Consider the following 12278-nt stretch of genomic DNA (forward strand, 5'->3'; position numbering starts at 1 on the left):
GCATTATGCTGTATAAAATGCCATATACTGATCAAATCATCAGTATCGATTTGAGCGAAGCAAGTTCGCACTCACCTTGCAACTTTACCGGAAGGAAAAACGATGAGCATCGAGATCCACAACCTGAGCCTGGAGCAACTGGAAGCGCAGAAGGCCAGCTACGAGAAGCGCATTGCCGAACTCCGTCAGCAGGAGCGTGACGCCGCCCTGCGGACGGTGCGCGAACTGGTGGCCAAGCACAAATTCACGGCGAAAGAGATCAGTCAGCCGCCGGCTGGCGCCGCCCCTGCCAGCCCCGCTGATGCCGTCGACGCGAAGTACAGAAACCCTGAAACCGGCGAAACCTGGTCCGGGCGCGGTCGTGCGCCGGCTTGGCTGGAAGGGGCGAACAAGGACCAGTTTCTGCTGGTCGCGTCTTCCTGATTTGCCGTTGGGCTTCCATGACCTAGGCGCAGGGGGCAGGTGCCGGAAGTCGTCTGCCCATAACGGGTGCCGGGTCAGCGAACCGGATCCAGGCGCGTGAGACAAAGGGAAAAAGACAAAAGGCCTGCATGGTGAACCATGCAGGCCTTGCATATTGGTGGGTGACGCGGTGTCAGGCGGTCAATGCCTGCAGCGCCCGCTGCGTGATCTCGTCCACGCTGCCCAGCCCGCTGATCTTGCGGTACTTGGGTGCGGCGGTGGGTTCCTTGGCAGCCCATAGGCTGTAGTAATCCACCAGAGGGCGAGTCTGGGCGCTGTACACGTCCAGACGTTTCTTGACGGTCTCTTCCTTGTCGTCATCGCGTTGCACCAGGGGTTCACCCGTGATGTCGTCCTTGCCTGCCGCGATGGGCGGGTTGAACTTGATGTGGTATGTGCGGCCCGAGGCCGGGTGCGAGCGGCGTCCGCTCATGCGTTCGATGATGGCGTCGAAGGGCACGTCGATTTCTAGCACATAGTCCAACTTGACGCCGGCGGCCTTCATGGCCTCTGCCTGCGGAATGGTGCGCGGGAAGCCGTCGAAGAGGAAACCCGCCGCGCAGTCAGGCTGGGCGATGCGTTCCTTCACGAGGTTGATGATCAGGTCATCGCTGACGAGGCCGCCCGACTCCATCACGGCCTTGGCCTGCAAGCCCAGCGGGGTGCCGGCCTTCACGGCGGCGCGCAGCATGTCACCGGTGGAGATCTGTGGGATGCCGTATTTTTTGCAGAGAAAGGCCGCTTGCGTGCCCTTGCCGGCGCCGGGTGCGCCCAACAGGATCAGTCTCATGGGGTGTCCTCGGGAAGAGTGATGACGCCGGCTGGGCACCACAAGGGTGCAGCCTGCGGGGGATGCTTGAGGATAGCATGTCAAACTGACGACACTGGGACTGCCGCCCGCACTCAGGGTAATCCTCGGTGCGTGACCTCAACGTGCGAACAGCTGGCGCACCCGCTCCAGATCCTCGGGGGTGTCAACGCCGGGTCCGGGCGCATCCTGCGTGATGTGCACGGCGATGCGATGGCCATGCCAGAGCGCGCGCAACTGCTCCAGCGCCTCGCTGTTTTCGATGGGGGCAGGCGCCAGCTTCGGGAACTGACGCAGGAAACCCACTCGGTAGCCGTAGATGCCGATGTGGCGCAGCGGCATGGCGAGCGTTCCATCCGTCGGCGGAAGCGCCTTCAGACCTTGCGCGTATCCGTCACGCCACCAGGCGATGGGCGCGCGGCTGAAGTAAAGCGCCAAGTTCTTGGCGTCGAGCACGACCTTGACCACGTTGGGATTGCCGAATTCGGCCACGTCGTGGATCGGATGGGCCGCCGTGCTCATGCTCGCCTCCGGCCGCTGGACCAGCAGGTCCGCCACGGCCCGCACCAGGGCCGGGTCGATCAGGGGTTCATCACCTTGCACATTGACCACGGTGGCTTCGTCAGGCAAGCCCAGCAGTTCGCAGGCCTCGGCCAGTCGGTCGCTACCGCTGGGATGATCAGCACGTGTGAGGATGGCTTGCACGCCGTGCCGCTCGCAGGCTTGCTGGATGCTGGCGTGGTCCGTGGCCACGACGACGTGCACATGGCCGGGCAGGCCGCCGCGCACGCGCTGTGCGACGCGCACGATCATGGGCAGACCGGCGATGTCGGCCAGGGGTTTGTTGGGCAGGCGGGAGGAGGCGAGCCGGGCCGGAATCAGGACGGTGGTGTCGGACATCGGAGGGCAGCGTGTAGCGGGTGGCGCGAGTGGGGCGTCGCGCCACCCGGGAGTTTTCATCGTTCCAGTTCTTCGTCGGACAGGGTGCGCGCCTCGTTTTCCAGCAGCACGGGAATGCCGTCTCGGATCGGGTAGGCCAGACGCGCGCTGCGCGAGCGCAGTTCCTGCCTGACGCGGTCATATTCCAGCGGCCCCTTGGTCACGGGGCAGACCAGCAGTTCCATCAATCGGGTGTCCAGGCTCATGGTGTGGGTGCGCGTCCAGGGCGCGGTTTCAGTGCGTGTACGCGGATGATAGATGTGCCGCGAAGGCGTCGTGCAGCAGGCGGTCGAACTCGCCCACAAAGGCCGGCGGCAGCTCGAAGACCAGGGGCACGGCAAGCGCTTCGGGGCAGATGGTCCAGAGCTTGGCCGCGTCCTTCTCCGTGCAAAGCACGGTGACCGGTCCCGCGGCGTGGGCCTGCTTCAAGGCCGCATGCCAGTGGGCGTACTCGGGAATGCCTGCGTGATCGGGCAGGGCTTCGGCGTGCGCCAGGCTCAGACCACGAGCGCGCAGCATGTCGAAGAATGCCTGGGGTTGTGCCGTGCCGGCCACGGCCACCAGAGGGCTCGGCAGACTGTCCAAGGCGACGCTGCGGCCCCGCGCGTCCACGGCTGAGTTTGCGAGCGCGCGCCGCGCCGCATGGCCGGTGAAGGCGGGCTGTTGCCCGGTGTGCAGCACCAGGTCCACATACCGAGGCCAGGGTTCGCGCAAAGGGCCGGCGGGCAGCAGCAGGCCGTTGCCCAGGCCCCGGTCGTCGAAGACGCAGATTTCGATGTCGCGCGCCAGAGCCAGGTGCTGCAGGCCATCGTCGCTGACGAGGATGTTGACCTCTGGGTGCGCGGCCAGCAAGGCGCGGGCGGCGTCGATGCGTCGCCGCGCGATAAAGACCGGCACGCCGGTGCGTCGCTGTATCAGCATCGGCTCGTCGCCCACCTGGTCGACCGGGCTGTCAGGTCGTACCTCGCGGCAGTCCTCGCCATCGGCACTCTTAGAACGCCCGTAACCACGTGAGATCACGCCCGGTTTCAAGCCGCGCGCACGCAGGTGTTCCACCAGGGCGATGACGGTGGGCGTCTTGCCACCGCCGCCCGCGACCACATTGCCCACGACCACCATCACCACGGGCGCGCTGTGACGTTTCAACACGCCGCTGAGGTAGAGGCCCTGCCGCAGCCGCACCAGCAGGCGCATCAGCAGCGACAGCGGCCACAGCAGCATGGCGCAGCGCTGGGGCCAGCGGTGGTGCTGGCCGGGAGGTGGGGCTTGCCAAAAGACGGGCGCGCGCATGGGGCAGGCGGGGCGGGGAGGGGAGAGGAGGGCGTTACACCAGCTGCGACGACGACGCTCAGCGACCGGCCGACTCGGGCGATTGCGCCGCGAAGGTGATCTGCGACAAGCCCACGTAACGCGCCGCTTCCATGGCGCTCACCACGGATTGGTGGCGCGCATTGGCGTCGGCGCTGATGATGAGCACGGCGTCCTTGCCGTTGGTTGCGTTGCCCATGACCTGGCGCAGCGCCGCGATCACGTCCTGCACATTGCGGCCCGGCAGGGCCGCGCGGTTGATGCTGTAGCCGCCATCGCTGTGGATGGTGATCAGGATCTCCCGGGGGCGGTCGCGCGGCGTCTCGGCCTCCGCCGTGGGCAGGCGCAGGTTCATCTCGGTGAACTTGTTGTAGGTGGTCGAGAGCATGAGGAAGATCAGGATCACCAGCAGCACGTCAATGAAGGCGATGAGGTTGATCTCTGGCTCTTCGCTGGCGGTGCGTGTATGGCGACGCAGATTGATGCGCATGGCGGGTGATTCCGAGGCAGTGCGTGTCAGAGACCGGTGTTGTGGGCGTTGCCCTGACGCAGCGCGACGAGATGCTGCACCAGGCGTTCGCCCGCAAGCTCCAGCGTGAGCAGGTGGCTGTCCACGCGGGCGCGGAAATAACGCCAGAACACCAGCGCAGGGATCGCGATGACCAGCCCGAAGGCCGTGTTGTAGAGCGCGATGGAAATGCCATGTGCCAGTTGCGCGGGGTTGCCGCCGCCGCTGGCATTGGTCGGCGCCTGTGAACCGAAGATCTCGATCATGCCGATCACGGTACCGAACAGGCCCAGCAGGGGCGCGATGGACGCGATGGTCGCCAGCGCGGAGAGGTAGCGCTCCAGCTTGTGCGCGACCAGTCGGCCGCTGTCTTCGACGGCTTCGCGCAAGGCCGTGCGCAGCTCTTCCGCCGTGCTGGCATGCGATTGCGCGGCCTGCGCGGTGCGCAGGCCGGAGGCCAGCATTTCACCCAGGGGGGAGTTCTGTTCCAGTTGCGCGATCACGTCGCTGGAGGGCATGGCGCGGCGGGTGGCCCGCAGCACTTCGTTCAGCAGATTGGGGGGCGTGACCTTGACGGTTTGCAGGCTCAGGGCCCGTTCGATGACCAGGGCAAGTCCGAGGATGGAGCAGAGGATCAGCGGCCAGATCGGCCAGCCGGCGGCTTGTATGATCGAAAACAAAAGGGTTCTCCAACAAGGAAAGACACGGTGCGCAGCGGTCGCGTTGGCGATGCGCCAGCAGCCTTGCGGCATGCGCTCGGTGCACGAAAGCTGCGCGATTATGGCCCACCCATCGCGGGCCTCCAGGCAGCTTGGCGTGGCTGCCATCCGATCCGGCCCGACGGTTCGGCGGCGGGTCCGACGCCCGTTCGGCGCGCCGGGGCTGCGTTTGCGATCCTGCGGCGCGTGCGCGCCACCACCACTCACAGATTCTGTGGATAACTTTGTGGGCAAACCGATGACAGGGCCTCCGGAGGCCCGTAAATACTTGGCGTGCGTCAAAACGATGACAAAATGGGCAGTGGAAAATCAAATGAAATCAATGACTTGCACGGTGCATGAACGATTTGCGCATCGTGCCTCAGGGATTTTGCGTATGGCGTGCGGGTTCGGCGAGGTGTGGAGTAGTCGCAAGCCTCAGGTCGCGCAGCAGCGCGCATCCGGCCAGATTATTCGCGGCCTGGCGGGGCACGGAGGGTGCGCAGGGCGCATCGGAACTGATGTCTGAGCAGGCCTTTCCAGCATCCGCGCCGCGTGTTTGGCAAGTTGGGGCGCTGTGCCGCGCCGTTGCTGATGCGCTGGATGCGCGTTTCAATCCCGTCGCGGTGCGCGGCGAGATTTCGGGCTACAGCCTGGCCGCCAGCGGGCATGCCTATTTCACGCTCAAGGACCCGAACGGCCGCGACGGCGGGCAACTGCGGTGCGCCATGTTCCGCCGTGCCGCCAGCCTGTTGGACTTCGCGCCCCGCGAGGGGGATCAGGTCGAGGTCCGGGGGCGTCTGTCGGTGTACGAAGCCCGGGGCGACCTGCAACTGATCGTGGAGAGCATGACCCGCGCCGGCGCGGGCACCTTGTTCGAGCAATTCCTGCGCCTCAAAGCCCAACTGGAAGCCGAGGGCCTCTTTGATGCCGCACGCAAGCGGGACCTGCCGCGGCTGCCGCGAGGCATCGGCGTGGTCACGTCCCTGGGCGCCGCCGCCCTGCGTGACGTGGCGACCGCCTTGCGCCGCCGGGCCGCGCATGTTCCGGTCCGCATCGCGCCCGCCGCCGTGCAGGGCGCGACGGCTCCGGGTGAGCTGGTCAGTGCCTTGCAGCGTCTGTACGCCTTGGCGGCCCAAGGCGAGATCGACGTGATCCTACTGGTGCGCGGGGGTGGCTCCATGGAGGACTTGTGGGCCTTCAACGACGAGCAACTGGTGCGCACCATCGCCCGCAGCCCTGTGCCGGTGGTGAGCGGCGTGGGACATGAAACCGATTTCACCTTGGCCGATTTCGTGGCCGACCTGCGCGCGCCCACGCCCACGGCCGCAGCCGAGCTGGCCGCCGAACCCCGGGCCCATTGGCTGAGTGCGCTGGCGCTGCTGCGAGAGCAACTGCACGATGCCGTGCAGGATCGTCTGGACCGCGCGGCCCAGCGCCTGGATCTGGCCTTGAGTCGCCTCGGCCGTCCCTCAGCTCGGCTGGCGCGTCAGCGCCTGCGTGTCCATGGCCTGGGTCAAGGTCTGCAGCATGCGGCGGCCCGTCTCTTGTTGATGCAGCGCCAAGCCCTGCAGCGCCGGGCCGAGGTCTGGCCGCAGGTGCTGCGGCGCGATGTGCAATTGCGTCGCCAGCGCCTGGACCAGGCGGCGCTGCGCTTGCAACTGCTTGATCCTTCCCTGGTCCTGCAGCGAGGCTATGCTTGGCTGGCCGACGCCGAGGGGCGAGCTGTGACACGCGCGGCCCAGACCCATGCCGGGCAGTGGCTGCGTGCGACCCTGGCCGATGGCTGCGTCGCCGTGACGGTGATGTCGCGAGCTGATGGGGCGCTCGCGGGCGCGAGTGAGACCGGGAAGGATAGGCCACGAGCGTCTGCATGATCAGCGCCGCCATCAGGGTCTTGCGCTTGCCAGTGCCGTGGCCTGAGGATTAATTTCCTACAATCAACTTTCGCTTTCGATTCCGTTCATCATCCACAACAACGCGAGGAACCACCATGGAACACACCCTGCCTCCCCTGCCTTACGCCATCGACGCCCTGGCTCCGCATTACTCCAAGGAAACGCTGGAGTTCCACCATGGCAAGCACCACAACGCCTATGTGGTGAACCTGAACAACCTGCAGAAGGGCACGGAGTTCGAGAGCAAGACGCTGGAAGAGATCGTCAAGAGTTCCAGCGGTGGCATCTACAACAACGCTGCCCAGATCTGGAACCACACCTTCTTCTGGAACTGCATGAAGCCCAACGGCGGCGGCGAACCGACGGGCGCGCTGGCCCAGGCCATCACCAAGAAGTGGGGCAGCTACGCTGCCTTCAAGGAAGCCTTTGTCAAGAGCGCCGTGGGTAACTTCGGCTCGGGCTGGACCTGGCTGGTCAAGAAGGCCGATGGTTCGGTGGACATCGTCAACACGGGCGCCGCCGGCACGCCGCTGACGACCGCTGACAAAGCCCTGCTGACCGTGGACGTGTGGGAGCATGCCTACTACATCGACTACCGCAACCTGCGCCAGAAGTTCGTCGAGACCTTCTTCGACAAGCTGGTGAACTGGGATTTCGCGGCCAAGAACTTCGCCTGATTGCGAGGCTGCCCCTGGTGGGCAGATGCCACAAGGGCCTGCGGGGCGATTCCCCCAGGCCCTTTTTGCTGACCACAAGGTGGCACACGGCCGGGGCTTTTACAATGTGAGCACAAGTTCCTTCCTGGGAAAACCACCCGAGACATCTCCATGAGCACTCCGACCATCATCTACACGCTGACCGACGAGGCCCCGCTGCTGGCGACGGCTTCCTTCCTGCCCATCATCCGCACCTTCGCCGCGCCCGCGGGCGTGAAGGTGGACACCAGCGACATCTCGGTGGCCGGCCGCATCATCGGGGAGTTTTCCGACTTCCTGACGCCCGAGCAGCGCACGCCCAACACCCTGGCTGAGCTGGGCAAGAAGACCCTGGAGCCGGACGCGAACATCATCAAGCTGCCCAACATCAGCGCCTCGATCCCACAGCTGAAGGCCGCCATCAAGGAACTGCAAGGCAAGGGCTACAAGGTGCCGGACTATCCGGACGAGCCCAAGACCGAGGAGGAAAAGAAGATCCGCCAACGCTACGCCAAGGTGTCGGGCAGCGCAGTGAACCCGGTGCTGCGAGAAGGCAATTCCGACCGCCGCGCCCCGCTAGCGGTCAAGAACTATGCGCGCAAGAATCCGCACAGCATGGGCAAGTGGTCGGCGACGAGCAAGAGCCATGTGGCGCACATGAGCAGTGGTGACTTCTACGGCAGTGAAAAGTCCGCGCTGATCGCCAAACCGGGCAGCGTCAAGATTGAACTGATCGCCAAGGACGGCGCGCGCACCGTGCTCAAGGAAAAGACGCCGGTGCTGGCGGGTGAACTGATCGACGCCTCGGTCATGAGCAAGAAGGCGCTGGCGACTTTCCTCGAAGCCCAGGTGGCCGACGCCAAGGCTCAGGGCGTGCTGTTCTCGGCCCACCTGAAGGCAACCATGATGAAGGTCTCCGACCCCATCATCTTCGGCCAGGTGGTCGTGGCCTATTACAAGGACGTGCTGGTCAAGTACGAGGCCGACCTCAAGAAGATCGGCTTCAACCCCAACAACGGCATCGGTGACCTGTACGCCCGCCTCAAGGATTTGCCCGAAGCGACCGCCAAGGCCATCGAGGCAGACATTCAGGCGCTTTATGCCAAGGGTCCTGGCCTGGCCATGGTGAATTCTGACAAGGGCATCACCAACCTGCACGTTCCCAGTGACGTCATCGTCGACGCGTCCATGCCCGCGATGATCCGCAACAGCGGCCAGATGTGGGGCGCGGATGGCAAGTCCTACGACACCAAGGCCGTGATCCCCGACCGTTGCTACGCCGGTATTTACCAGGCCACGATCGACGATTGCAAGGCCAACGGCGCGCTTGACCCGGTGACCATGGGCAGCGTGCCCAACGTGGGCCTGATGGCCCAGGCCGCCGAGGAATACGGTTCGCACGACAAGACCTTCCAGATCCCTGCCGACGGTGTGGTGCGCGTGAGCGACGAGTCAGGCGTGGTGATCTTCGAGCACGCGGTGGAAGTGGGTGACATTTGGCGCATGTGCCAGACCAAGGACGCCGCCATTCAAGATTGGGTCAAGCTCGCAGTCACACGCGCGCGCGCCAGCGGCACGCCAGCCGTGTTCTGGCTGGACGCCCAGCGTGCCCACGACGCCAACGTGATCAAGAAGGTCGAGACCTACCTCAAGAATCACGACACGAAGGGTCTGGACATCCGGGTCTTGCCGCCGGTGGAGGCCATCAAGTTCTCGCTGGCGCGCATCCGCAAGGGCCAGGACACGATTTCCGTCACCGGCAACGTGCTGCGCGACTACCTGACCGATCTCTTCCCCATCATGGAGCTGGGCACCAGCGCCAAGATGCTGTCCATCGTGCCGCTGATGGCCGGCGGCGGGATGTACGAGACCGGCGCGGGCGGTTCCGCGCCCAAGCATGTGCAGCAGTTGGTGGAGGAAAACCACCTGCGCTGGGATTCGCTGGGTGAGTTCATGGCCCTGGCCGTGTCGCTCGAAGATTTGGGCATCAAGAGCGGCAACGCGCAGGCCAAGGTGTTGGCCAAGACGCTGGACACCGCCACGGGCAAGTTCCTGGACAATGACAAGAACCCCAAGCCCAAGGCCGGTCAGCTCGACAACCGCGGCAGCCAGTTCTACATCGCGCTCTACTGGGCGCAGGAACTGGCCGCGCAGACCGAGGACCAGGCCCTGGCTGCCAAGTTCGCGCCGCTGGCGAAGGCACTGGCCGACGGTGAGCAGGCCATCATCAAGGAACTGACGGACGTGCAAGGCAAGGCCGTGGACATTGGCGGTTACTACAAGCCCGACATGGCCAAGCTGGAGGCCGTGATGCGTCCGAGCCCGACCTTCAACGCCGCGCTCGCCACCATCGCCTGACCGTCTTCGCGCGCTCTTGTCGCCCCACGGGCCGGATGCTTCCGCATCCGGCTTTTGTTTTTTCCGTCGGGCAGGATTCTTGCTGTCATATGGGCGCCAGACAATTCACCGCGTCTTGATCCTAGAGGTTATCCATGTTGCGTCAATTCAGGATTCGTCCTCGTCTCCAGCTGGGCTTCGCTGTGCTTTTGCTGCTGTCGGCGATCGTGGTCGCGATCGGAGGCTTCGGCCTGCATGTCGCGCGCCAGGGGCTGGCGGGTATCACGCAGCAACTGCTGCCGATCAACACCATCGTCGGCACTGCGCGCCTTGCCTTGCTGGAAAGCCATGGTGCGGCGGCTCAGATGGCGGCTTCGATCTTCGAGACTGCAGACATCAAGGCGGCCCGAGCGCAGTGGGATCGGGCGCAGCGCACCATCGACCAGGCCATGCAAGATTTTCAGGCCAGGGTCCAGACCCAGCAATCCCGGGACGATCTCGCGGCCTTTGCCGTGCACATGAAAAACTACCGCGAAAAACTGGCGCGATTCGCCGACACACTCGAAGCCAGTGGGTACGCTGACAGCAAGGAGGCCTTGCAGGATCTCAAGGCCGCCGAGGCGGCGGGCTGGACCCAGGCCTTCGATCAGCTCAGCAAGGTCGACACCGTGCTGGCGCAAACCAGCCAGGGGGTGTTCGACAAGGTCAATGGCGCGGTAGCGGCGATCTTCGTGGTCTTTGTCCTGGCCTTTGCCGTGTCCTGCGTGCTGGGCATCGCCATCGCGAGCTGGCTGGGCCGTTCCATCGTGGCACCCATGGACCAGGCCCGGGAATTTGCCGGGCGCATCGCCCAAGGGGACTTCACCAGCCGTCCTTCCCTGATCGGCAAGGACGAGGCCACCGAGATGATGCGCGCGCTGGATGGCATGCAGACCTCGCTGACCCGCGTGGTCGAGACCGTGCGCCAGGCGGCGGATGGCATCCAGGTCGCCAGCAGCGAGGTCGCGACCGGTAACCAGGATCTGTCCGCGCGCACCGAGAGTCAGGCCAGCGCGCTGAAGCAGACGACGGTGTCGATGGAGCACCTGGGGGCTACCGTGGACCGCAACGCTGGCAGCGCGAGCCAGGCCAACGAGCTGGCACGCGATGCCTCGCGTGTGGCCACTGAAGGCGGCGAGGTGGTCGCGCAACTGGTGGAGACCATGCGGGGCATCAACGAAAGCTCGGCGAAGATCGCCGACATCATCGGCGTGATCGACGGAATCGCCTTCCAGACCAATATCCTGGCCTTGAACGCGGCGGTCGAGGCGGCGCGTGCCGGTGAACTTGGGCGGGGCTTCGCCGTGGTGGCGGGTGAGGTACGCAACCTCGCCCAGCGCAGCGCCGACGCTGCCAAGGAGATCAAGGTCTTGATCGGCGACTCGGTGGGCAAAGTCGAACAAGGTGGCGCCCTGGCGGACCGCGCGGGCACGACGATCAGCGACGTCGTTCGCAGCATCCAGCGCGTCAGCGGCATCGTTTCCGAAATCGCTACCGCCAGCCAGGAGCAAAGCACGGGCGTGACACAAGCCACGCAGGCGATCTCTCAGATGGACGACGCGACGCAGCAGAACGCTGCCTTGGTCGAGGAGATGGCCGCCGCCGCCGTCAGCTTGCGGGCCCAGGCACAGGACATGGTGCGCTCAGTCCATGTCTTCAAGCTGGCGCCGCCGGAAGGGGCGCCGGGCGGGCCTCTGCGCCTGACCTGAATCTCGGGCCACCCCCCCCCTTTTTGCTGTAGCTTGCGCGCCTGGCCAGGAGCGCGAGGCGTGGATTCCACGCGACAGCGCGGTGCCCGGGTTGGCTTCCGTGAACAAGGATCTCCGTTGACGCCGCTCTGTCGGCGTCCACCTCAATTTCGACCGAAAGGTCCCCCAGTCAGGCGCTTGCCGGGTCCGTAGCCGTGTTCCGCGAGCCAGCCCTGATGCACCTCCAGCACGTAGCGCACCGGTCGATTGGAGCAGTGCGAGTTGGTGGTCAAGGGCTGCATGTCCACCGTGTTGACGATGGTGCCATCGTCGGCGATGAAGGCCGCCGTGAGCGGAATGTAGGTGTTCTGCATCCAGAAGCACTGCATCTGGGCGCGCTCGAAAATGAACAGCATCCCCTCGTTGGCGCGCATCTCCTTGCGGTGCATCAAGCCGATGGCGCGCTGCTCGGGCGTGGATGCGACCTGGGCCTGGATCAGGTACATGCCGGCGTTGAGCGTGGTGCGCGGCAGATCCCGTTGCGCCACACCCTGGGCTCGGCTCGGGTGAGGCGCGAGGACGAGCCAGCAGCCCAGCAGCAGGCACAGGAAAAAACCCGTCAGGCGAGGCGCGGAGGGCATGCCGGTGACCTGGTGGCGCTGCGAGTTGATCAGGATGCGGATGGGCGGTTTGAGCTCGGACATGACAATTCTGAGGATGAATACGGCTTCCAGGCGCGATTGTGCGACATCCTCAGCGCACTTGTGGATCAAGCTGGCGACCGCCGAAATACGCCTTGTCGTCCGATAGGCTTGAAGTACGCGCATCAGACCCAAAATCCGTCTCTGTGTATCCCCACCGTGAATGGCAAGCCGTGGACGCGCTCGATAGAATGAAG

12 protein-coding genes are annotated in these 12278 nt (G+C 65.0%); 5 read left to right on the plus strand and 7 right to left on the minus strand.

Annotation, left to right across the window (positions count from 1 at the left end):
- Positions 1 to 102 precede the first annotated feature (102 nt).
- The gene (locus AZ34_RS07655; protein WP_035606683.1) at positions 103 to 423 is read left to right on the plus strand and encodes an H-NS family nucleoid-associated regulatory protein; all 321 of its coding nucleotides are present in this window, start codon (positions 103 to 105) and stop codon (positions 421 to 423) included.
- Positions 424 to 595: 172 nt separating this feature from the next.
- Here AZ34_RS07655 and adk read toward each other — a convergent pair whose 3' ends face one another.
- The 6 genes from adk to AZ34_RS07685 all read right to left on the minus strand — a co-directional run bounded on the left by adk (position 596) and on the right by AZ34_RS07685 (position 4705).
- Complete coding sequence (gene adk / locus AZ34_RS07660) at positions 596 to 1252, minus strand: adenylate kinase (protein WP_035606687.1); 657 nt, start codon at positions 1250 to 1252, stop codon at positions 596 to 598.
- Positions 1253 to 1390: 138 nt separating this feature from the next.
- A complete protein-coding gene (kdsB, locus tag AZ34_RS07665) occupies positions 1391 to 2170 on the minus strand; it encodes a 3-deoxy-manno-octulosonate cytidylyltransferase (protein ID WP_035606690.1) in 780 nt (259 codons plus the stop codon).
- 56 nt (positions 2171 to 2226) lie between these two features.
- The gene (locus tag AZ34_RS07670) at positions 2227 to 2409 is read right to left on the minus strand and encodes a Trm112 family protein (protein ID WP_035611164.1); all 183 of its coding nucleotides are present in this window, start codon (positions 2407 to 2409) and stop codon (positions 2227 to 2229) included.
- A 34-nt stretch (positions 2410 to 2443) separates the two neighbouring features.
- Positions 2444 to 3499, minus strand: coding sequence for a tetraacyldisaccharide 4'-kinase (lpxK, locus tag AZ34_RS07675; RefSeq protein ID WP_051509610.1), 1056 nt, complete (start codon positions 3497 to 3499; stop codon positions 2444 to 2446).
- Positions 3500 to 3557: 58 nt separating this feature from the next.
- Positions 3558 to 4007: an ExbD/TolR family protein gene (locus tag AZ34_RS07680; protein ID WP_051509611.1), complete on the minus strand. Its 450-nt coding sequence runs from the start codon at positions 4005 to 4007 to the stop codon at positions 3558 to 3560.
- A 26-nt stretch (positions 4008 to 4033) separates the two neighbouring features.
- Positions 4034 to 4705 carry a MotA/TolQ/ExbB proton channel family protein gene (locus tag AZ34_RS07685; protein ID WP_035606694.1) on the minus strand — a complete coding sequence of 224 codons (672 nt, stop codon included), beginning with the start codon at positions 4703 to 4705 and terminating at the stop codon, positions 4034 to 4036.
- A gap of 539 nt (positions 4706 to 5244) precedes the next feature.
- Here AZ34_RS07685 and xseA point away from each other — a divergent pair.
- From xseA to AZ34_RS18890, 4 genes are all read left to right on the plus strand, one after another.
- Entirely contained in the window at positions 5245 to 6600 is a 1356-nt protein-coding gene (gene xseA / locus AZ34_RS07690; RefSeq protein ID WP_051509612.1) for an exodeoxyribonuclease VII large subunit, read from the plus strand.
- 116 nt (positions 6601 to 6716) lie between these two features.
- Complete coding sequence (locus AZ34_RS07695; RefSeq protein WP_035606696.1) at positions 6717 to 7298, plus strand: superoxide dismutase; 582 nt, start codon at positions 6717 to 6719, stop codon at positions 7296 to 7298.
- 150 nt (positions 7299 to 7448) lie between these two features.
- On the plus strand, positions 7449 to 9674 hold the full coding sequence (locus AZ34_RS07700) for an NADP-dependent isocitrate dehydrogenase (RefSeq protein ID WP_035606699.1): 2226 nt from the start codon (positions 7449 to 7451) through the stop codon (positions 9672 to 9674).
- Between the two features lie 134 nt (positions 9675 to 9808).
- Entirely contained in the window at positions 9809 to 11401 is a 1593-nt protein-coding gene (locus AZ34_RS18890) for a methyl-accepting chemotaxis protein (protein ID WP_051509613.1), read from the plus strand.
- Positions 11402 to 11544: 143 nt separating this feature from the next.
- On the opposite strand, the gene AZ34_RS07710 is transcribed toward AZ34_RS18890, so the two are convergent.
- Positions 11545 to 12084 carry a DUF192 domain-containing protein gene (locus tag AZ34_RS07710; protein WP_231495486.1) on the minus strand — a complete coding sequence of 180 codons (540 nt, stop codon included), beginning with the start codon at positions 12082 to 12084 and terminating at the stop codon, positions 11545 to 11547.
- Between the last annotated feature and the right edge of the window lie 194 nt (positions 12085 to 12278).

This window comes from Hylemonella gracilis str. Niagara R (genome assembly GCF_000600295.1).
Lineage (GTDB): Bacteria > Pseudomonadota > Gammaproteobacteria > Burkholderiales > Burkholderiaceae_C > Hylemonella > Hylemonella gracilis_A.